The sequence below is a fragment of the Bacillus cereus group sp. Bc031 genome (genome assembly GCF_027716265.1).
GTDB classification, from domain to species: domain Bacteria; phylum Bacillota; class Bacilli; order Bacillales; family Bacillaceae_G; genus Bacillus_A; species Bacillus_A paranthracis.
In genome coordinates this window covers 1-22056 of the sequence record NZ_JAQFUL010000023.1, presented here as the reverse complement: position 1 = coordinate 22056, position 22056 = coordinate 1, and the positions used below count along the sequence as shown (strand labels likewise).

The following is a 22056-nucleotide window of genomic DNA, read 5'->3' as shown; positions in this document are numbered from 1 at the left end:
GATAGGGGAACTGAAATGAATATGGAATTATGGGCGGCGACGTTTTTTGCGTTTTGCCGCATTACTTCATTTTTATATTTTTTACCGTTTTTCTCTGGACGTTCCATTCCAGCAATGGCGAAGGTTACATTTGGACTTGCTCTTTCGATTACTGTTGCCGATCAAGTTGATGTCTCTCACATAAAGACAACTTGGGACGTTGCAGCTTATGCTGGTACGCAAATTGTAATTGGATTATCACTTTCAAAAATTGTAGAAATGCTGTGGAACATTCCGAAAATGGCCGGGCATATTTTAGACTTTGATATCGGTTTATCACAAGCAAGTTTGTTTGATGTAAACGCAGGTTCACAGTCTACTTTACTATCAACCATTTTTGATATATTTTTTCTCATTATTTTTATTTCACTTGGCGGCATTAATTATTTCGTTGCCACGATTTTAAAGTCGTTTCAATATACAGAGGCGATTTCAAAATTGCTGACGACTAGTTTTTTAGATAGTCTACTCGCAACGTTATTATTTGCGATTACATCAGCGGTTGAAATTGCTCTTCCGCTCATGGGAAGCTTATTCATCATTAACTTTGTTTTAATTTTAATCGCAAAAAACGCTCCGCAATTAAACGTTTTTATGAATGCGTATGTTATTAAAATTACATGTGGTATTTTGTTTATTGCGATGAGTGTACCGATGCTCGGTTATGTGTTTAAAAATATGACGGATGTATTGCTTGAGGAATATACGAAACTATTTAACTTTTTCTTAACGAAGTAGGGGGACGCTCATGGCAAAGGATAATAAAACAGAAAAGGCCACCCCGCAGAAGCGTAAGAAATCGCGTGAAGAAGGGAATATTGCCCGGAGTAAAGATTTAAATAATTTATTTTCCATACTTGTGTTAGCAGTTGTCGTTTACTTTTTTGGAGATTGGCTAGGGTTTGAGATTGCCAATTCTGTATCGGTGCTGTTTGATCAAATTGGAAAAAATACAGATTCAACCGAGTATTTTTATATGATGGGGATTTTACTACTAAAAGTATCAGCTCCGATATTAATACTCGTATACGCTTTTCATTTATTCAATTATATGATTCAAGTCGGTTTCTTATTTTCTTCTAAAGTCATTAAGCCGAAAGCTTCGCGTATTAACCCGAAAAACTATTTTACGAGGTTGTTTAGTCGTAAAAGTTTAGTAGATATTTTGAAATCACTGTTTTATATGGGATTAATCGGTTACGTCGCTTATGTGCTATTTAAAAAGAATTTAGAGAAAATCGTGAGTATGATTGGATTTAATTGGACTGCGTCACTTACTGAAATTATAAGGCAAATTAAATTTATCTTTTTAGCTATTTTAATTATATTAATCGTTCTTTCTATTATTGATTTCATATATCAAAAATGGGAGTACGAACAAGATATTAAGATGAAAAAAGAAGAAGTAAAACAAGAGCATAAAGATAATGAAGGGGACCCGCAAGTAAAGGGAAAACGAAAAAACTTTATGCATGCCATATTGCAAGGAACAATTGCGAAGAAGATGGATGGCGCAACGTTTATTGTAAACAACCCGACCCATATTTCGGTCGTACTCAGGTACAATAAACACGTTGATGCAGCACCAATTGTCGTTGCAAAAGGGGAAGATGAACTCGCATTATATATACGAACACTTGCCCGTGAACAAGAAATACCAATGGTGGAAAACCGTCCGCTTGCTCGTTCTTTATATTATCAAGTCGAGGAAGATGAGACGATTCCAGAAGATTTATACGTAGCTGTAATTGAAGTTATGCGCTATTTAATTCAAACGAACGAACTTGAAGTATAATAGCGCGTTTGGAGGAGATCTCTTTGTTTAAGATAGATTCTGCAAGAACCTATTTTTCTATCTTTTTAGCAGCGTCATTCGTAGTGGCGCTCTTAATTCCACTTCCACCATTTATACTTGATATCATTATCGTTTTTCTACTAAGTATGTCAGTGCTTATTTATATGCGAGCGACAAGTATTAACGAGTGGGATGAATTAAAGTCATTTCCGACGATGTTGTTATTAATCGGGATTTTCCGCGTATCGATTAACGTATCGACGACGCGAGCGATTTTGACAAACGGAAATGCGGGTCATGTTATTGAAGAGTTCGGTCAATTCGTAATTGGCGGGAACTTATTAATTGGTATCGTTATTTTTACAGTATTAATCATATTCCAGTTTATCGTTGCAAATGGTGCATCTCGTACAGCTGAAGTTGCAGCTCGTTTTACACTTGATTCTTTACCAGGGAAACAAATGTCAATCGATGCTGATTTAAACCAGCGTATTATTACAGAAAAAGATGCACAAGCAAAACGAAAAAAATTAAATATGGAAACAGAGTTTTACGGGGCGATGGATGGTGCCGGGAAGTTCATTAAAGGGGACGTTATTTTCGGCATTGTCATTTTATTCGTAAACATTATTTTTGGCTTAATTGTCGGAATGATGCAGCAAGGAATGAGCTTTGGTGAAGCAGCCCTTCATTATACACAGTTAACAGTCGGTGACGGAATTGTAAACCAAATTGGTTCGTTAATGCTTGCGATTTCAACAGGTATTATCGTAACGCGTGTATTTGACGGTTCACCGGATACGGTAACGGAAGGAATCTTTAAAGAGTTATTAGCACATGAAGTTGTTGTATATGCACTCGGTGGTTTATTTATCGCAATGGGTATTTTTACTCCGCTACCGTTTCTACCGTTCGCACTCGTTGGTGGAACAATTATCTTCTTAGGAATTCGAAATAAAAACCGAATGAAGAAAGAAAAAGAAGATGAGCTTCAAAAAGAATTAGAAATGATTCAAGGCGAAGATGAGCAACTGCAACAAGTGGAAGATTCATTTGGCGTATTTACAGATAAATATCCAATTATTGTAGAACTAGGTTTAGATTTAGCAGCACTTGTAAAGCAGAAAATTAACGGAGAAACAGCTCGTGATAAAGTTGTTCTTATGAGGAAATCAATTATTACCGACCTTGGTATTAACGTTCCTGGAATTAACTTTAAAGATAATACGAGTTTTAGACCACGTGGACGTTACATTATTCGTATTAAGGGTGCGAAGGCAGCTGAAGGTGTTTTAAAATCAGGTTACTTATTAGCACTGAAAACACCGAACGTAATGGCCGATTTAGATGCAGAACCAGCGAAAGATCCAATTTTTGGCGAGGATGGATATTGGATTTTAGAGCATATGGTACAAGATGCACAAATGAAAGGCTATCAAGTATTAGAGCCACTTAGCATATTAATTACGCATTTAGATGTTGTCGTTAGACGTAATCTTCATGAGTTAATTCAGCGTCAACATGTAAAAGACTTAATTAACTCCCTTGAAAATGATAACGGCGTTTTATTAGAAGAGATTAAGAAGAAAGAAATTGACTTATCACTTGTTCAAAATGTTATTAAGCAATTGCTAAAAGAAGGTATTTCTATTCGTGATTTACCAACTATTATTGAAGGTATTATTGACGGAAAAGAAATTTATCAAAATCATGTTGACGGTGTAACGTCATTCGTCCGTGAATGTATTTCAAAAGTGATTTGTGAAAATGCGAAAAATCCTGACGGTAAAATATATGCGGCGCTCTTCTCAGATTCAATTGAGTTAGATGCAGACGTTGTGAACAATTCTTATCAAGGTTATTTATTAAACTGGGATTTAGATTTAGAAACGCGAGTCGTTGAGCAAGTACAACGCGTATTTAAACAAGCGAGGTTAATGGGAAGAGAACCAGTATTATTAACGCGTAGAAAAGATTTCAGATTTGCGATTGTAAGACTTCTTGAGCGCTATCAAGTAGAAGCACAAGTACTTTGTATTAGCGAATTAGCACCAGAAATTGTTGTAGATCAAATTGCCTATATTGAATAGTAGGGGGTGAAGTAATGGAAAGTACAGAAAAGAAAGAAGCGTTAATGCGAATAAAAGCAGCTTCGAAAAATGAATTGTATCGAAAGTTATTTGACCAATATGGTACAGATTATTATTACGTTGTCGATGAAAGTGTAAAACGCAATATCCCGTTTTTTTGGAAAAAGAATTATGAAATGTTAGTTGCTTTTCCAGAGGATAAACAGGAAGAAGTGAACGAAGGTGCAGCTCAATTTCATGAGCAATTAATGGATGTTGTAAATGACCCTTCAGAACAAATTGTGAAGGCGAACGGAATTCAATCGGTACTGCACAATTTAGAAAACGTGACGACTCCTATGTCATATGCGGCGATGCAAACAGGAAATAGTGAAGAATGGGCAAGAAAGAAAGAGAAACTATTAAAGCTGTTTGAAAAAGGTATCGTCGTTGTGAAACAGACGGAAGAAACAAAAGTAACGAAAAAGCAAAAAGCTGTGAAAAAAGTCGTTCCTGTCAAGAAAGAAGAAGTGGTTGTAAAAAAAGAAAAGCAAGAATCTGTACCATTTATTATTCAAAAAGTAATTCGCATGCTAGAGCAAAACGATGTAGAACAATACTTCATTCATGCATATGCTGAAAAGCTAAAAGTGAAGTTTGAGAATGCAACGATGATTACAGAAGAAGAAGTAATCGAATATATATTGGAAGATATGAGCTCTCATTTCAACACAGAAAACGTATTTGAAAAAGAAGTACAAACAATTGCATTAATCGGCCCAACTGGTGTTGGAAAAACGACGACACTTGCGAAAATGGCGTGGCAATTTCACGGTAAGAAAAAAACGGTTGGTTTCATTACGACCGACCATTCTCGCATTGGGACAGTGCAGCAACTGCAAGATTACGTAAAGACAATTGGATTTGAAGTAATCGCTGTACGCGATGAAGCTGCAATGACAAGAGCGCTAACGTATTTTAAAGAGGAAGCGCGCGTCGATTATATTTTAATTGATACAGCTGGGAAAAATTATCGTGCATCAGAAACAGTGGAAGAAATGATTGAAACGATGGGACAAGTAGAGCCAGATTATATTTGTTTAACGTTATCAGCTTCGATGAAAAGTAAAGACATGATCGAAATCATTACGAACTTTAAAGATATTCATATTGATGGTATCGTCTTTACGAAATTTGATGAAACAGCAAGTAGTGGTGAATTGTTGAAAATTCCAGCAGTATCATCAGCTCCTATTGTATTAATGACAGACGGACAAGACGTAAAGAAAAACATACATATCGCTACAGCGGAACATATAGCGAAACAAATGTTGCAAACATCATAGAAAAGAGGTGAAGGATAAGGCAACTGCCTTATTCAAACGAGTATGAACGGTCTTTATATAGGTTCTATGGGTATGATGAATTACATGCAGCGTATTAATGTTCATTCAAATAACGTTGCAAATGCTCAAACGACAGGATTTAAAGCAGAAAATATGACTTCTAAAGTATTTGATGTACAAGACACATATCGCCGCGGAGATGGTGCTGTAACAAATATCGGTTCGGTCGATTACGCTGTAGTACCAGCCGCAACGCATGTGAACTTAGTACAAGGAAATATACAAATGACAAATAGTGCTACAGATTTCTTTTTAGATGATGGAACTGCAGGCACAGCTTCGTTTTTCGTTACATCTAAAAAGAATGAAACGTTTTTAACGAGAGACGGTAGTTTTACATTAAATAGTGATCGTTATTTACAAACAACTTCAGGCGCTTTCGTAATGGGAGAGAATAATGAACGTATTCGTATTCCAGAAGGAGCAAAAGTAGCTGTACAAGCAGACGGTACGTTATATGATGCAGTAACACAAAACAATATTGCTCGCTTGCAAACAAAAACAGTAGGTGCAGAAGCGAATAATCGTCTAATCCAAAGAGAGAACAAAAGCTTTACTCTAGCAGAAGGGAACATTGCTGATTTACCGAACGGAGTAGGGACAGTAAAAAATTATATGCTAGAAAATTCAAATGTAGATATGACGAAAGAGATGGCTGATCTTATGACGGATCAAAAAATGATTCAAGCATCACAACGCGTTATGACTTCATTTGATAAAATTTATGAAAAAGAAGCGAATGAAATATTGAGATAGGAGACTCCTAATAAAGGAGTCTTTTATTAATTTTAAATTTCGGAATTATCAATTGACTTTACGGAGCTTCTTTTTTATATTAGTAGGTATAACTATAACTACTAAAGAGGTGAGAGTATGACAACGGCGTTATATTTAGAAGATGCATACAAAACGAGTTGCGAAACAGAAGTGATAAAAGTAGAAGGGAATAAAGTATTTGTAAAAGAAACAGTTTTTTATCCAACTGGTGGAGGGCAGGAATGTGATACAGGTGTCATTGTACAAGACGGGTTTGTATTTGAAGTTGAAAAAGTAAAAAAGGAGCAGGGAGAAATAGTTCACTATATAAAAGATGGAGCTCAAGTAAAATTAGGTCCTGTTAAATTAGAGATTAATTGGGAAAGACGTCATAATTTAATGCGCCATCATTCTTTACTGCATCTTATCGGAGCTGTCGTTTATGAAAAATATGGAGCTCTCTGCACTGGAAATCAAATTTATCCTGACAAAGCACGTATCGATTTTAATGAGTTACAAGAGTTATCGAGCGTGGAAGTAGAAGAAATTGTTAAGGAAGTGAATAAACTTATTGAACAAAATAAAGAAATTTCCACTCGTTATATGAGCCGCGAAGAAGCAGAAAATGCTGTAGGAATGATTAAAACAGCAATAAACCTCCTGCCAGCTACTATACAAGAAATCCGCATTGTTACAATTGAAAATTTAGACGAACAAGCTTGTGGAGGCACACATGTAAAAAATACAAGTGAAATAGGAACACTTGTTATTGATAAAGTAAAAAGTAAAGGGAAGCAAAATCGTCGCTTTGAAGTTAGAGCGATTTAGATTGTGAGGAGTACTAATGGATGAAATTATAAAAGAATTACAAAAGTTAGGTTTTTCCCAGTACGAATGTAAAGCGTATATTGGATTACTAAAACATTCCCCAGTAACTGGGTATGAAGTGAGTAAACAAACAGGAGTACCTCGTTCTATGATTTACGAGGTACTCGGTAAGTTAATGGATAAAGGAGCAGTACATATTGTACCTTCTGAACCAGTTAAATATGTACCAGTACCAGCTACCGAATTAATGAATCGAATGCGAAAAGATTTTGAAAAGTCCTTTGAATTTTTAGATGAGAAATTAAATGGTTTAGAACAAGAGCGACAAATAGATGTAATTTCGCATATTCGCTCAAATGATCGTGTTTTAAAAGAAATTTGCAATATAATTAATAGAGCAAAGGAAGAGTTATGGATTTCTGTATGGGAAGATCAAGTGCATGAAATTGAGCCATACATTCATCAAAAAGAAGAGGAAGGCGTACATATATTTTCAATCTTATTTGGCGCGCCAGAAACCAAAATAGGCGCGACGTTTCACCATAATTATATGACACCTCACGTTGTTGAAAAGAGAATGGGTGGTCATTTAACTGTTATTGCTCGTGATGGAGAGGAAGTATTAATTGCCAACTTCTCAAATGATAGCACTTCGTGGGCTGTTACAACGTATGACCCAGCATTAGTTCTCGTTGCTACAGAGTATGTGCGCCACGATATTATGGTTGAAGAAATCACGAAGGAATTTGGAGCTGATAAGTTAGATACGTTGTGGCGTGAAAATATAGATTTAGTTCATGTCGTAACAGGAAAACGAACTTTAGAAGGAATGGAGGATGATACGGATGAGTAAAGCTCAGGCACATGTAGCTTTGCAAAGCGATGATACATTTCAGCAAGGAGTAAAAGATTGTTTACCAACTGTATTTGGTTATTTAAGCATCGGTATAGCAGCCGGTGTAATTGCAAAAACAGCAGGCTTCTCCATTATTGAAATTGCGTTTATGTCCACTTTAATTTATGCAGGTTCTGCTCAGTTTATATTAGCTGGTATGTATGCAGCTGGTGCTCCTGCTTCCGCAATTATTTTTACCGTATTTTTTGTTAATTTGCGCCACCTTCTTATGAGTGCTGCGCTTGCGCCGTACTTTACGAAACTGCCTCTATTTAAAAACTTACTAATCGGTTCGCAAATTACAGATGAAACGTTCGGTGTTGCAGTGCAGCATGCAGCGCAAAAAGGATATTTAGGTGAAAGATGGATGATTGGTCTTAACGTAACAGCGTATTTAAATTGGATTCTTGCTACTATTATCGGCGGGCTATTTGGTGAGTGGATACCAGATCCGCATACATATGGCATGGATTATGCATTACCAGCGATGTTTATCGGATTATTTGTACTTCAGCTTATAAGTAGTAAACCGAAACTGGCAATTCATCTTACTGTTGCAATTGTAGCGATTATAATTGCGTACGTTTCACACTTATTTATGCCAGATAGTATAGCGGTTATTATCGCAACATTACTAGCTGCGACGATTGGAGTGGTGATTGAAAAATGGAAATGAGATTAGACGTATTATTACTTTTATTAGCAGCAGGAGCTGTCACACTCGTGCCACGTATTTTACCTCTACTCGTATTTAGCAAACTACAAATTCCAGACTGGGGTTTAAAATGGTTAAATTACATACCAATCGCGATATTAGCCGCACTTTTAGCGCAAGTTTTATTTATGCATGACACGATGCAGTGGGATTACTTGATTGCAGCAATTCCAACATTTCTTGTAGCGATATATACTCGTAGTTTATTAGGTACAGTATTAACTGGTGTGATTGTGATTATTTTGTTACGTTTCTTTTTCTAAAAAGGATTACGCTCATATAATAGCGAAAAGTGTAATAACATGAAAAATATAGGGGTGGTGTTATGATACTTTTAACGATAGGAGCAATTTTATTAACGTTGTTTATTTTCTTTATTATCGGCTTTATTACGTTTATGATGTTTGTTGATAGGGCGACACCTCAAATTTATTACACACCTTGTGAATCAGTGACAGTGAAATCTAAAGGTAAACATAAAAGGAAGAAAAGTTGAATGTTGGCTTTTCTTCCTTTTTATTTATTTGATTTTTCTGTATAATTTAAGTTAGTTATCTAACTAACTTAAAAGGGGGTTATGGAAATGGCAAAACCGAATGTTGTTAATAAAGAGAAGTTACTACAAGCAGCAAAAGAAATTATTGCAGAGCATGGGATGGAGAAGTTGACATTAAAAGCAGTTGCAGAGAGTGCTCAAGTTACACAAGGTACCGTATATTATCATTTTAAAACGAAGGATCAATTATTACTTGAAGTAACCGAAGCGTTTTGTAAAGCGTCGTGGGAACAAATAGGAAAGGATGTACAGTTAGAAAAGGCTTTACAGTCTGCCGAAAGTAGATGTGTGAAAGATTCAATGTATCATCATTTGTTTTTTCAATTAGTAGCTAGTGGATTACAAAATGATGCGATGAAAGATAAAATTGGTGGATTGTTACATTATGAAAACCAACAATTAACAAGAGTGTTAAATAAAAATATAGGAGGTACAATGACATCTCAAATTTCAACTGAAACGTGGAGCGTTTTATGTAATGCATTAATTGATGGATTGGCATTGCAAGCCTTATTCAATCCATCTTTTTCTAGCGACAAAGTATATGGTGATTTGCACCTGTTATTGGAAAAGTTCATAGAGCTACAAAAGGGAGGTAATGGTAGTGAATAATAAACTTTGGCTCACTATTTTATTTTCTATCGGCGTTTGGTTTTTTGCTTCAGCATTCTTCATTATTTTCGGTTCTTCTGTTTTATTAGAATACACTTCAAATAGATTTTTTCTACAATTGACGTTTCTTGAATTAGGAACAGCGATAGCTTTATACTTTGTAATGTGGTTATACAAAAGACTAGATACTACAAAATATGCAGTTATTAAGTTAGGTATATGTGGTACGGCAATCGGTTTAACTTTAGATTCTTATATCTTGTATAACTCTTCTAACATATTCTCACAATTATCCTCACAGCAAATCATGTCATTTACCATTTGGATGGTGATTGCTTACGCTCTTTATTTAATAATTCCTTTCGTTATTGAACGAAAAAGACTGTTATAAAGAGGTTTTTAATCTTCTTTATAACAGTCACATCCCCGAAAGAACTAACAACAATAACCCAAATAAAAAACTAATAAAGGAAAGAAAACCGATACATATGGAGAACACACGATTGTTTCTCCATTCGCGCCAGAAAGTGATAAAACCTAATATACAAAGGAAAAACCAAATAGGCAGAAATAGGAACTCACTAATCTTTTCAGGAAGTAACGCATAAAAAGTTAATAAATATAAAATCCAATTTGTAAAAAATAAAATGCAAACGATAATAGATAGTAAATAGGGCTGTTTGGAAAACTCTCTCTTTTTTACGGTTACAAAAATGATAGTTAGCGCTAAGAAAAAAGCAATGAGCATGAAAATCAGTAAGAGTAATGTAAGTGTCATTTACATCTCCTTTATAAGAGTGTTTTTTACAAGAAATGAATCTATTACATTGTATGCTTGTTTTGTAGAGTGCCCGTTATATTTTTCAGTGTACGGATTTAGAAAACCATGTTCACCGTGTAGTTGGTGTATTTCTAATAAAGGATTTTTTTGTTGCTGCAATGTTTGAATGAAAGAGGATACTGAAAAACTAGCTTCTTTTTCAGGGAAAATAAGTAAGGTAGCACATGTTGGTTTCATATGAATATAGTCACGTATACGGGAACCGTAGCATCCGATAATAAAATTTATGTTCGGATTGTTACTACATAGCCATGAGATGGTAGCACCAACACTAAAGCCGATAAGTCCAATATGTGTGTAACTACTAGAAAGAGAAGTAATGAATTTTTCAATTTGCTTTTTTCCATCTTCAAATCCAATATGATTCATAAAAAAATGATATGCTTTTTCTTCATCACTATAAGGAAATGCATGTTGTGATTGTAGCAGATTAGGACAGAATACATCTATATGAGATGAAGTGAAGTGGTCGGTAACATGATGCATATGATCGTTCACACCATATATTTCATGAACAGCAATGAGAGCTAATTTTTTCTTCATATCTACAAAGTATTTCTATGAAACTTAAATTCTTTCTCAACAAGGCAGATACGTAGGTGGAAGTTTTCGTACCATTGCTCACGACCTCTTTTTTTCGCTTCTTTATGTAAGACGTTCTGTTTCCAATTTTCAATTGCTTCAAGTGATTCCCAATAAGAAATTGTGATTCCGAGCCCTGAATGATCTCGCACACTTTCTACATCTAGAAATCCAGGTTGCTGCTTTGCGAGTTCCTCCATTTTATCGGCAACTGTACTATAATCAGCTGTATCATTAGATAAATTGGAAGTGAATATAACTGCATAATAAGAATTGTTTTTTTCTAAATTAGATGCCATTATTTTTCCCCCTTAATGTATAGTGTGAATAATTAATCCATAGTTTGTATTTTAGCAGGTCACAAAAAGAAAAGAAGTAGAAAATTCTTATTTTTTCAGCTCCTGTAAAATAGAAGATAGAGGAAATGTATAATAAGTAATCAAAAAAAAGAAAAATGCCACTTCAAAAAAATGAAGTGGCATTTCTTATATTTCCTCTAAGCTATTAACTGGAACTGTTAATTCGCGTCCTGGGTTTTTTACTTCATATATGCGGGCGGTTTCATTGCTTTCGTCGACGTGTTGAATCATAACAGGCATGCCTTGAAAACTAACATTCGCTTGCTCCGCTGACACAGAAAGCTCTTTTGCACGTTGAATATTCATTTATATTCCTCCCATCATTATTATCTTTGCTAAAAAAGAGGAATAATATACCATTTCGAGACATTCTTAAAGTTTTTGTATTATTTGTAACGTTTCTTTAATAAATGAAGTGAAGATCGAATCAGGATAGCTATCTATTGCTTGAACAGCTTCTTTTGCCTCTGTTAAGGCAGATTTTTTATCTTGAAGTTCTATATAGCAAAGGGCACGATAAGACCCAGCTGTTAATACCCACGATTGATCAAGTGGATGATTCATATAATCTGGTATGGTAGCGTGTTTTAATGTTTCCAAAGCTTCCTTATAACGTTTTAAACCATACAAAGATTTTCCTTTTTCAAGATAATACAGCCCATCGTCTTGGAAAATTGGATCATTTTTTAGTTTTTCTCGAAATTGTTCTAGATGTTCCAATGCGATTGTATATTCATTCGTAACAGTGTTGTAGTAATAAGCTTTTAATATATCTACATTTGCAGCGGATAAAGTATCTTCTGTAAAAATGGCAAATTGCTCCGATTTTTTTATGTAATATAAATATCGTTCTTTATCAGCTACAATGATTTTTTGATAAGATAAAATACGGTAAAATTCATCTGTCTTATAATACACTTGATGTTTTTTTGAAAATGCAAGTGCATCTAAAATGACTTTTTCACATTTTTCATAATTGCCGTATGCGAGTAAAATAATTGCCTCTTTTAAGTATAGTTGTATATGTGTAATAAGATCCATTTCTAAATTCTTCGCCTTATATTCATCACGAATTGTGGCGATCAACTGTAAACATTCTTTATATTTTTTACGTTTGAAGAGCATATAGTAAAACAGTAGTTTCGTTTCAGTACTTTCGCGATACAAAGTATATTTTTCAAATATAGAAACAGCGGTTTCAACGTAATATTCAATATTATAATCGTTCATAACAGCTGCTGCTGTTATGAACTGTTTATATAAACGAGCTGTATTTAAAGTAGAAGGTAGCTCTTTTTGAACGATAGGTAGTAAAGTTTCATATACTTCATCGCATTTATTCTTTATGAGTCGCTCCATTTTTTGAATGAGTTCTACAATTTCATCATCGTCTTCCTCTAATAAAAAACTCGTTTCACATTCAAGTTTTTCCGCAATATATTGTAATGTTTTCATAGAAGGTGTAGCTTTTCCATTTTCAATTTGACTAAGCATACTTTTTGTCAGTTCCGAACCTGCCAGTGCTGTTTGCGTAAGCTTTTTTTCTTTTCGTAATGCTTTAATTTTTTCGCCGAGAGTTGCCATATTGTAGCTCCTTTATAATCAAAAAGTTAAATACAATTAAACTTTTTGTTGTGATAATTGGAAAGCTGATTATATAATAAGTTTAACACAATTTAACTTTTAAAGGGAGAGTGTCAGAATGGAAGATGTAAGTATAGGTCAAACAGATTCAAGAATGAAGATTGCAACGAGAAATATCATTTTAATGATGATTGGAAAAATGACGTCTTTATTAGGCGCAGGTATTTATACGTTCGCAATGGGGTTATACGTATTAAAGACAACTGGTTCAGGAATGGGGTTTGCTACTACGCTCGTTTGCGGGTCGCTTCCCAGGATGATTTGTGGTCCGATTGCAGGTGCTGTAGCTGACCGTGTGAGTCGAAGATGGCTTGTCATCGGTACAGATTTATTAAGTAGTTTAACGATGCTTATCATGTTTATTCTTGCTACTATATTTGGACCATCACTTCTTTTTATTTATGTTTCAGCAGCATTATTATCAATTTGTGCAAGTTTTTATTCTGTTGCATTAACTTCATCTATTCCTAATTTAGTAGATGAGGGGCGTATTCAAAAAGCGAGTGCTTTAAATCAAACGGCAGCTTCTTTATCAAATATTTTAGGACCAATTATTGGCGGAGTAGTATTTGGTTTCTTTTCAATTCAGTCGTTCTTTTTGTTAAATAGTATTACGTTCTTTTTAGCGGTTATTTTGCAATTATTTATTGTATTTGATTTATATAAAAAAGTAGTGGCTGAGAGTAAAGAGCATTTCTTGACGAGTATAAAAGAAGGTTTTTTATATGTAAAACGACAACATGAAATATATGGTTTAATGAAAATAGCATTGTGGGTAAACTTTTTTGCGTGTGGGCTAACCGTTGCACTGCCATACATTATCATACGTACATTGCATTTATCTTCAAAGCAACTCGGTACTGTAGAGGGAATGTTAGCAGTCGGGATGCTAATGGGGGCGATTGCTTTATCAGTGCGTAAAGAAGTGAATAATCCGTTTCGTTCTATTTATACTGGACTGTTTTTGTTTGCTGGTTTGAGTTTATGTACAGTCTTCCCGTTGTTAGTTACCATTCCAAAAGTGGCAAGTTTTATTTACTATATTGCTTTCATGATGTTAACTGGTATAGCAATTATGATTGTCAATATTCCGATGCAAGTACATATGCAAAAAACGACAGATCCGAACTACTTAGGGCGTGTATTTGGCCTACTTGAAACAATTGCGACTGCAATCGCACCGCTCGGTATGATTATATATGGATTATTGTTAGATATGTTACCAACTAGCATTGTTATGATGACAATAGGCGGAGGTTTATTGTTAGTTGTATTAGTTGGAGTAAGGCAACATATGGCGAAAAAGCAAGTGGATGTGTCGGCTTAAAAATAATAAAATAATAAAAATTTGACTTATCTTCATAAAAATGACCAAATCAGTATTTTAGTTTTTGAAACTCTTTTTCATGTATGTTAAAGTAAAGTGAGCAGGCAAAGAAAAGGAGACAACAGCATGAAAAAATTAAGTTTTGTTATGCTTTTTCTGTTAGTCGTAATGGCTGGATGTAGTAATTATGACACATATATTGAAACAGGTATGCAATCATTGAAAGATGAAAAATATAGTGATGCAACAATGTGGTTTGAAAAAGCAGAAAAAGAGAAATCGGGAAATGAAGCGAAATCATATAAAGAAATGGCCGAGAAAATGGATCACGGAGCAACGGCATTAAAAGACGGTAAGTATTTAGAAGCGAAAGACATTGCAAATGAAGTGTTACAAATGAAAAAAGACGATGCACTTGAAACAGCTGTAACATCAAATGCAGAGAATATGCTTCAAAAAGCAAAAGATGTAGAAGAGAAAGTAAATGAAAGAGTAGCAAAACGTAGAAAAGTAGAAGAAGAAGGAATTGATAAACTCATTAAAGCTGTAGATAGTATAGATGATGTGAAAGAAAAAGAGAAAAAAGTTTCAGAAGCATTAGATAAGGCTGAAGAGGCGCAAGCAAAAATTGAAGCGAAGAAAAATAAATAGAGTTATAGCTTAAAAGACTGTCGTGTAAAGCGACAGTCTTTTAATTTTTTGTTGCATAAGAAGTGATGTTATGTAGTAAAAAAGAAATAATTTTAGAATTCCACCTGTCCTCATGATGAATCGTATAAATGTTACGTTGAAATTCAAATTCAGGGATGGGTATGTAGCGTAGTTCATTTCGTTGTACTTCTTGTTCAATAGCAAGTTTAGAAATAAAGGCAACCCCATTACCGTATTTTAAAATTTGTTTCATCGTTTCTAATGAATCTAATTCAATTTCTGATTGGAATGTAATGTTATGAGCTAACATCCATTTTGTAAGTAAATCTCTCGTTGTAGATGGATTACGATGTAGTAATATGCGTTCCTTTTCGATATCTTGTAATGATACATTTTCTTTTTTTGAAAAATGATGTTCTTTGGAGAAAGCAAGAACAAGTGTATCAGGCATTACATTCGTCTGTTTTAAAAGTGATTCATCAAACGGTGCTGCTGAAATTACACCGAGATCAATTTCATGATTTTGTAGCATCGTTCGAATTTCAGGAGCTGTTTTTACCATGAGTGTTATTTTTATATTTGGAAATTCACATTGAAATTGATGAACAATTTCTGGTAAAAGATAAGTCGCTGGTACATAACTAGCTCCAATTGTTATAGCTCCTTTATGAAAATCTTTAAACTCTTGCGTGACTCGCCTAGCTTCTTTCATAAGCGCATCTATTTTACAAGCATAATGATGCAATGCCTCACCAGCCTCTGTTAAGAAATATCTTCCAGAACGTAATTCAAATAAAGGTACACCGAGTTCCTCTTCTAAGCTTTTTATATGGAATGTAATAGTAGGTTGTTTAACTCCAAGCTGTTCTGCAACAATCGTGAGCTTTTTGTATTTCTTAATAAGCACTACAATTTCTAATTTTAAGAGATTCATGGCAAGTTGCCCCTTTTTCTTCTAACTATAGAAAAAATCTATAGAAATAAATAGTTTATTAGAAGTTTTTTAATTTAATCTTTACAGTACATTAACATTCAGTATAAATCTTCCATATAGAATGAAAGCAGGTTAAGAGTGAGGGGAGAGAGGTGAAACGATGGATATTAAAATTAGTGGATTAGAAAAATCATTTGGAAAAGTACAAGCGTTAAAGCCGTTACAAATTATGATGAAACAAGGTGAATTCACCACACTGTTAGGACCTTCGGGATGCGGGAAAACGACATTACTCAGAATGATTGCAGGACTGGAAGAGCCAGATAAAGGTGAAATATATTTTGGAGATACGTGCATGTATTCTTCTTCTAAAAAAATAAAAACATCTCCTCATGAACGTAATATCGGTATGGTATTTCAAGATTTTGCTTTATGGCCACACATGACTGTATTTGAAAATGTTGCATTTGGGTTAAAAGCTACAAAGCAAACGAATCAATTACGGGAAAAAGTAGAAGAGGCAATAAAGCGAGTTCGCTTGCAAGGGATGGAGAAAAGATATCCGCATGAACTCTCTGGCGGACAGCAGCAACGTGTCGCATTTGCGAGAGCAATTGTAACGAAGCCACATTTCATTTTGTTTGATGAACCGCTCAGTGCACTCGATGCAATTTTGCGAGAAGAAATGCGGTTAGAGCTTATGGATATCGTTCATTCCATTGGTTTAACGGCATTGTATGTAACGCACGATCAAACAGAAGCTATGTCAATGTCAGACCAAATTATTGTCATGAAACAAGGAGAAGTATTACAAAAAGGAACACCAGAAGATATTTATGTGAAGCCATCTCATGAATTTGTTGCAAAATTTGTTGGTAAGGCAAATTGGCTTGTAGAGGGTAAACAAATGGTTCGTCCAGAGCATGTGAGCTGGACAAAAAATGAAGTGTGTGAAATGTATACAGGTGAAGTCCAGCACGTTACATATGTAGGAGAGCGTTATGAAGTGAAAGTAAATATGGGGACACTCGGAATATGGACAGCTTATCACAATAGTAAGATAAGCATCGGAAAGCCAGTATCGTTATATGTACCGAAAAAATGTATTCATCATATAGGGGGAGAATCGTATGAAGAAATTCAGTTCGCTTAAGTCGTTATTTGTATGTACTTTATTATTTTCTGCCGTAGTAACAGGATGTAGTTCAAAGACAGGTAATGCAGATGCAAAAAGTAAAACTACGAATGAAAAGAAGATTGTTGTATATAGTGCAGGACCAAAAGGATTAGCAGAAAAAATTCAAAAGGACTTTGAAAAGAAAACGGGTATAAAAGTGGAAATGTTTCAAGGAACAACAGGTAAAATTTTAGCGAGAATGGAAGCCGAAAAGAAAAATCCAGTCGTTGACGTAGTCGTACTTGCATCTTTACCAGCGATGGAAGGATTAAAAAAAGATGGACAAACGTTAGCTTATAAAGAAGCGAAACAAGCTGATAAGCTTCGTTCTGAATGGTCGGATGATAAAGGGCATTATTTTGGATATAGTGCTTCAGCGTTAGGAATTGTGTATAACACAAAAAATGTGAAGACAGCGCCTGAAGATTGGAGCGATATAACAAAAGGAGAATGGAAAGGGAAAGTGAATCTTCCAGATCCAGCACTTTCAGGTTCAGCTTTAGACTTTGTGACAGGATATGTGAAAAAGAATGGAAAAGATGGATGGAATTTATTTGAACAGCTTAAGAAAAATGAAGTTACAGTAGCAGGGGCAAACCAAGAAGCGTTAGATCCAGTTGTAACAGGAGCAAAAGATATGGTCATTGCGGGTGTTGATTATATGACGTACAGTGCAAAAGCAAAGGGTGAACCAGTTGATATTGTTTATCCAAAAAGCGGAACAGTTATTAGCCCACGTGCAGCAGGTATTATGAAGGATAGTAAAAATGTAAAAGGTGCAAAAGAGTTTATTGATTATTTATTATCAGATGATGTACAAAAACAAATTTCTAAAGCGTATTTATTACCCGGTAGAACAGATATAAAAGCGGAAAATAGACCAAATGTGGAAGAGATTCCAGTATTACATATTGATTGGAAAACAGTTGAGAAAGAACAAGATGAAATAGGAAAACAATTTAAGAAAGTATTTCAATAAGATGGTGATTACATGGTAAATCGATTTGGATCAGTAAGGCAAGTTGGGATGACGGTAGCGTTGTTACTTGTGGCGATGTTAATCGTCATTCCGCTTTTTCTCATTTTACTTTCTAGTGTATATGAAAATAGTAGTTGGAATTTTTTAAAGCCGTTTGAAGTGATGCAGAGTGGTGGATTAGCTGGGATTTTTCTGAATTCGATGCTTCTAGGTGTACTCGTAGTAATAGGGGCAACTATCTTTGCATTTCCACTAGCTTTCATTATGAGCAAAACAGATGTTGGAAAGCATAGCAAGTTAGATATTGTTTTTATGATTCCATTTATGACACCGCCGTATATTGGATCGATGGGCTGGATTTTGTTCATGCAACCGAACGGATATTTTGAACAGTTTTTTCCGATGCTAAAGACGATTTCATCTTCGTTTTTTAGTTTAGGAGGTATGGTTTTAATTATGAGTCTGCATTTATTCCCATTTCTTTACTTCATGTTGAAGAATACATTACTTCAAATTGGGAGTAGTAAAGAAGAAGCGGCAGCAGTTCATGGTGGAAGCTTTTTCTATCGTTTAAGAAAAATAATATTACCGTTATTAGTATCAAGTTATGTAATGGGTGCTTTACTCATTTTCGTAAAGACGATTGCTGAATTTGGAACACCGGCTACATTTGGACGAAGAATCGGATTTCATGTGTTAACATCAGAGATTCATAAATTTATTTCGAGTTGGCCAATTGATTTTAGTAGTGCAACAGCATTATCTTCTTTATTACTTAGTGCATGTATGCTCATTTGGTATATGCAAAACGTATTAAATCGAAAGTATTCATATGCAATGGTTAGTGGAAAAGGTGTGAAATCTAAAAGGTACACTTTGTCTATATTTGTGCGCGTTGTAGCATGGGTTTATGTAATTGGTTTATTAATCGTATCAATTGGAATCCCGTATTTTTCTATACTGATTGCTTCTTTGTCAAAATTAAGAGGCGGAGGCTTACAGTTACATAACTTTACAACGAGTCATTATGAAGCATTATTTACAATCGGATCTCCAGGATTAGAAGCTCTATGGAACAGTTTTCTTTTTTCACTTATAACAGCGATTATTGCTGTTATGATTGGCGTCTTTTTAGCACTTATGATTCGAAAGGGGAAAAAGTCCTCTGAAAAATGGCTGGATATGTGCGGTATGTTACCGAACATGGTACCAGGAATCGTAATGGTTGTAGGGCTTATTTTATTTTGGAATTCCCCCTATATGCCCCTGTCCATTTACAATACACCAGTCATGGTAATCGTAACGTACGTTGTTCTTTTTTTACCTTATACAGTGCAGTATGTAAAAGCATCGCTCGGGCAAATTGATGATTCTCTCGTGCAGGCAGGAAGTATTTTTTCTGGGAATTATATGTATATTTTTAGAAAAATAATATTCCCTCTTATTATCCCGGGTATTCTTGCCGGATGGGCGATGACATTTACAATCTCGATAAGGGAGTTAGTAGCATCGCTTCTCGTACTACCTCCATCGGTAGAAACGTCAGCAACATTTATTTTTGCTCAATTTGAACAAGGAGAAGTATCTATTGGAATGGCGATGGCTGTCGTTTCAGTTGGACTTACAACACTATGTTTATTACTTCTGCAGCATATGGAGCACAAACGAAAAGGGGTAGCATGATGAGGGTAGAAGTATGGGGAGGAGCGGGAGAATACGGTCGCTCCTGCTACTTCGTAAAAAATAAAGAAACGAAAATAGTATTTGATTGTGGTATTAATCGATCATATGAGGATAGTTATCCAAAAATAGAGAAGGAAGTTGTACCGTTTTTAGATGCAGTATTTTTATCACATATTCATGAAGATCATACGATGGCGTTACCTTTATTAGCGAAGTATGGATATAAGAAAAAAATATGGACAACTCGTTATACGAAGGAACAACTTCCCGCTTATTATGAAAAATGGAGAAACTACAATGTGAAGCAAGGATGGCATGTACCTTATACCGACCAAAATATGAAAGATTTAAATTATGTATATGTTGATGAGATTAGTAATCCGAATGAATGGATACAGATTACTCCTTCATTGCGGTTTCAATGGGGGTATAGTGGGCATGTATTAGGAGCTGTTTGGTTTTTAGTGGATATGAGCCGTACATATGTATTTTATTCTGGCGATTATTCAGCAGAGTCTAACATACTACGAGCGAATTTACCTGAGAAATTACGTGGCGATATAAAAGTCGCAATTGTAGATGCCGCTTATCATACTGATGATGTTTCGCAACATGAACGAGTAAACGAACTATGTGCAGAAATTGAACGTGCTGCAAGGAATAAAGGGATAGCATTATTACCTTTGCCCCCCCTTGGTAGGGCGCAAGATATTGTATTTATATAAAAAATATAAAGAACTTCCCATTATAGTAGATCAAGAAATTTTGGATGGATTCCAACAGATGTTCGTATATAAAGATTGGATCAAAAATCATGAAGAACTTGAAGAGCTAATGGAGAGTTTAAAAAGAAACGTAATAGTTATGGATGATGACAGCGGTATGCAACATAGTTATGGAATAGTTGTAATGAGTGATGCGAATATGCAAACGAAACGAGCGCAGTTATATTATGAACAACTTCGGAATGAAGAACGAAATTCTATTATCTTTACTGGACATATTGCTAAAGGGAGCTTTGCAGAAAAAGTTTTGAAGGAACGTGTAGGTAAAGAATGTAGGGTGAAGCGAGTTCCATATAAAGTTCACCAAAGTATAAGAGATGTGAAAGAGATGTTAAATACATTATTACCAGAACATACGGTGTTAGTACATGCATTGAAAGAGGATACGGATCGATTACAGAAAAAGCTTAGTACGGAAGGGTATGAAAATGTATATTCACTTACTATGGAACGTATAGAAGTCATTTGAAATGTAAAGGGGATAGGTATATGAAAAAAGTATTTGTATGCGTAAGTATTTTCTTTTGTTGTTTCCTTTATAACGTTAAGGAAGGATTTGCTGCAAGTCCAATGACACCTAGTTTTGAAGTGAAGTTATTATTAAAGCCAGAACAAGTACTAGGTCCTAACAAAGAGATGAAGCAAGATGTACTAGAGCATTTTCAGACTGGTACAAATTATGAAAGAATACAAGTTCAGTTTTTAGATACGGCAAATAAAGATTTAAGTAATGAAGGCTGGTTTGCCAGAATTCGAAAGAAAGAATTTAGTAAAGATTTTGAGCTAACATATAAAAAAAGATACCCGATTCAAAACGGTGTAATTCAAGATGCACTAGTAGTAGCTAAAAAAGATGGATTTGATAGTAAAACTGATAATTATGAGGCAGAAATAGACTGGGGATTTGAGAAGAAAACGTTAAGTATTTCAAATAAGAAAAGCTACAGCGCGAAAGGATATGGAGTACTTGATTTACCAAATGAACGAGACGCCCAAAACATGTTAGTAGAAAAGTTACCAGGGAAAATGAACAAATGGTTGTATACGAATTGGGGAGAAGAGATGTTAAGGGATTCTCGTATTTACGGTCCTGTATTAATGAAAAGGTATACAGGTGAGTTTGAAAATAGTAAAACGAATATTGAAGTTTGGCCACTAAGTAATACAGGGAAAATAGAAGAGGATTTCGTAATAGAAGTGTCGTTTAAAACAAATGAGGAAAGTATAGCAAAAGAAAAAAGAGAATTATTAATGAAGAGTTTAGAACAAAAAGGATGGCTGTTACCGAAAGATAGTTTGAAGACAGAGCTTATTTTTCAGTAAAGAGTAAAAAGGAATCCATATGCTAAAATGTACCCTATAGAATAGACACTTAAAAAAAAGTCTATTCTATAGGGTCTTTCTTGTATAATGAGAGAAAAAT

Annotated in this window: 24 protein-coding genes and 1 pseudogene; 19 read left to right on the top strand and 6 right to left on the bottom strand. The window is 34.9% G+C overall.

Annotated elements, in window-relative coordinates:
• The first annotated feature begins 15 nt into the window (after window positions 1-15).
• The 12 genes from PDQ33_RS11465 to PDQ33_RS11410 all read left to right on the top strand — a co-directional run bounded on the left by PDQ33_RS11465 (window position 16) and on the right by PDQ33_RS11410 (window position 10062).
• Window positions 16-777 (top strand): flagellar biosynthetic protein FliR, encoded by a 762-nt coding sequence (locus tag PDQ33_RS11465; RefSeq protein WP_001055694.1) that lies wholly within the window; start codon window positions 16-18, stop codon window positions 775-777.
• Between the two features lie 10 nt (window positions 778-787).
• On the top strand, window positions 788-1834 hold the full coding sequence (gene flhB / locus PDQ33_RS11460) for a flagellar type III secretion system protein FlhB (protein WP_001030104.1): 1047 nt from the start codon (window positions 788-790) through the stop codon (window positions 1832-1834).
• Between the two features lie 23 nt (window positions 1835-1857).
• A complete protein-coding gene (flhA, locus tag PDQ33_RS11455; protein ID WP_250669751.1) occupies window positions 1858-3924 on the top strand; it encodes a flagellar biosynthesis protein FlhA in 2067 nt (688 codons plus the stop codon).
• A gap of 14 nt (window positions 3925-3938) precedes the next feature.
• The gene (gene flhF / locus PDQ33_RS11450) at window positions 3939-5249 is read left to right on the top strand and encodes a flagellar biosynthesis protein FlhF (protein ID WP_270755719.1); all 1311 of its coding nucleotides are present in this window, start codon (window positions 3939-3941) and stop codon (window positions 5247-5249) included.
• 42 nt (window positions 5250-5291) lie between these two features.
• Entirely contained in the window at window positions 5292-6065 is a 774-nt protein-coding gene (locus PDQ33_RS11445; RefSeq protein WP_270692302.1) for a flagellar basal-body rod protein FlgG, read from the top strand.
• Between the two features lie 117 nt (window positions 6066-6182).
• Entirely contained in the window at window positions 6183-6893 is a 711-nt protein-coding gene (locus tag PDQ33_RS11440) for an alanyl-tRNA editing protein (protein WP_070172119.1), read from the top strand.
• 16 nt (window positions 6894-6909) lie between these two features.
• On the top strand, window positions 6910-7746 hold the full coding sequence (locus PDQ33_RS11435; RefSeq protein WP_250669753.1) for a TrmB family transcriptional regulator: 837 nt from the start codon (window positions 6910-6912) through the stop codon (window positions 7744-7746).
• Window positions 7739-8464 carry an AzlC family ABC transporter permease gene (locus PDQ33_RS11430; protein WP_016717083.1) on the top strand — a complete coding sequence of 242 codons (726 nt, stop codon included), beginning with the start codon at window positions 7739-7741 and terminating at the stop codon, window positions 8462-8464. Before PDQ33_RS11435 ends, PDQ33_RS11430 begins: the two co-directional genes overlap by 8 nt.
• Window positions 8455-8766 (top strand): AzlD domain-containing protein, encoded by a 312-nt coding sequence (locus PDQ33_RS11425; protein WP_000425940.1) that lies wholly within the window; start codon window positions 8455-8457, stop codon window positions 8764-8766. The genes PDQ33_RS11430 and PDQ33_RS11425 overlap by 10 nt, the downstream gene beginning before the upstream one ends.
• A 62-nt stretch (window positions 8767-8828) precedes the next feature.
• A complete protein-coding gene (locus PDQ33_RS11420) occupies window positions 8829-8999 on the top strand; it encodes a DUF3951 domain-containing protein (protein WP_000602240.1) in 171 nt (56 codons plus the stop codon).
• Between the two features lie 87 nt (window positions 9000-9086).
• The gene (locus PDQ33_RS11415) at window positions 9087-9671 is read left to right on the top strand and encodes a TetR/AcrR family transcriptional regulator (protein ID WP_001118319.1); all 585 of its coding nucleotides are present in this window, start codon (window positions 9087-9089) and stop codon (window positions 9669-9671) included.
• A complete protein-coding gene (locus tag PDQ33_RS11410) occupies window positions 9664-10062 on the top strand; it encodes a DUF5367 family protein (RefSeq protein WP_001060577.1) in 399 nt (132 codons plus the stop codon). Before PDQ33_RS11415 ends, PDQ33_RS11410 begins: the two co-directional genes overlap by 8 nt.
• A gap of 27 nt (window positions 10063-10089) precedes the next feature.
• Here the strand turns inward: PDQ33_RS11410 and PDQ33_RS11405 are convergent, their stop codons facing one another.
• The 5 genes from PDQ33_RS11405 to PDQ33_RS11385 form a co-directional block, all read right to left on the bottom strand.
• On the bottom strand, window positions 10090-10449 hold the full coding sequence (locus PDQ33_RS11405) for a hypothetical protein (protein ID WP_000176493.1): 360 nt from the start codon (window positions 10447-10449) through the stop codon (window positions 10090-10092).
• Window positions 10450-11055, bottom strand: a complete 606-nt coding sequence (locus PDQ33_RS11400; protein WP_000727611.1) for a dienelactone hydrolase family protein — start codon at window positions 11053-11055, stop codon at window positions 10450-10452.
• 2 nt (window positions 11056-11057) lie between these two features.
• Entirely contained in the window at window positions 11058-11393 is a 336-nt protein-coding gene (locus tag PDQ33_RS11395; RefSeq protein ID WP_000157883.1) for an antibiotic biosynthesis monooxygenase family protein, read from the bottom strand.
• Window positions 11394-11579: 186 nt separating this feature from the next.
• Window positions 11580-11759: an H-type small acid-soluble spore protein gene (locus PDQ33_RS11390; RefSeq protein WP_001025740.1), complete on the bottom strand. Its 180-nt coding sequence runs from the start codon at window positions 11757-11759 to the stop codon at window positions 11580-11582.
• Window positions 11760-11825: 66 nt separating this feature from the next.
• Entirely contained in the window at window positions 11826-13037 is a 1212-nt protein-coding gene (locus PDQ33_RS11385) for a helix-turn-helix domain-containing protein (protein WP_250669755.1), read from the bottom strand.
• A 118-nt stretch (window positions 13038-13155) separates the two neighbouring features.
• Here PDQ33_RS11385 and PDQ33_RS11380 point away from each other — a divergent pair, with 118 nt between their 5' ends.
• Window positions 13156-14424, top strand: a complete 1269-nt coding sequence (locus PDQ33_RS11380) for an MFS transporter (protein ID WP_250669756.1) — start codon at window positions 13156-13158, stop codon at window positions 14422-14424.
• 126 nt (window positions 14425-14550) lie between these two features.
• The gene (locus PDQ33_RS11375) at window positions 14551-15075 is read left to right on the top strand and encodes a DUF4398 domain-containing protein (protein WP_000736430.1); all 525 of its coding nucleotides are present in this window, start codon (window positions 14551-14553) and stop codon (window positions 15073-15075) included.
• A 40-nt stretch (window positions 15076-15115) separates the two neighbouring features.
• Here the strand turns inward: PDQ33_RS11375 and PDQ33_RS11370 are convergent, their stop codons facing one another.
• Window positions 15116-16009, bottom strand: coding sequence for a LysR family transcriptional regulator (locus PDQ33_RS11370; protein WP_001050629.1), 894 nt, complete (start codon window positions 16007-16009; stop codon window positions 15116-15118).
• 160 nt (window positions 16010-16169) lie between these two features.
• Here PDQ33_RS11370 and PDQ33_RS11365 point away from each other — a divergent pair, with 160 nt between their 5' ends.
• The 5 genes and pseudogenes from PDQ33_RS11365 (at window position 16170) to PDQ33_RS11345 (ending at window position 21956) form a co-directional block, all read left to right on the top strand.
• Complete coding sequence (locus PDQ33_RS11365) at window positions 16170-17162, top strand: ABC transporter ATP-binding protein (protein WP_000351824.1); 993 nt, start codon at window positions 16170-16172, stop codon at window positions 17160-17162.
• Window positions 17140-18165: an ABC transporter substrate-binding protein gene (locus tag PDQ33_RS11360; RefSeq protein ID WP_000714696.1), complete on the top strand. Its 1026-nt coding sequence runs from the start codon at window positions 17140-17142 to the stop codon at window positions 18163-18165. The genes PDQ33_RS11365 and PDQ33_RS11360 overlap by 23 nt, the downstream gene beginning before the upstream one ends.
• 12 nt (window positions 18166-18177) lie before the next feature.
• Entirely contained in the window at window positions 18178-19848 is a 1671-nt protein-coding gene (locus PDQ33_RS11355; protein ID WP_071742639.1) for an ABC transporter permease, read from the top strand.
• Window positions 19845-21102: pseudogene (locus tag PDQ33_RS11350) on the top strand (MBL fold metallo-hydrolase). The gene PDQ33_RS11355 and the pseudogene PDQ33_RS11350 overlap by 4 nt, the downstream one beginning before the upstream one ends.
• Before the next feature lie 20 nt (window positions 21103-21122).
• Window positions 21123-21956 (top strand): hypothetical protein, encoded by an 834-nt coding sequence (locus PDQ33_RS11345; RefSeq protein WP_098671775.1) that lies wholly within the window; start codon window positions 21123-21125, stop codon window positions 21954-21956.
• Window positions 21957-22056 lie beyond the last annotated feature (100 nt).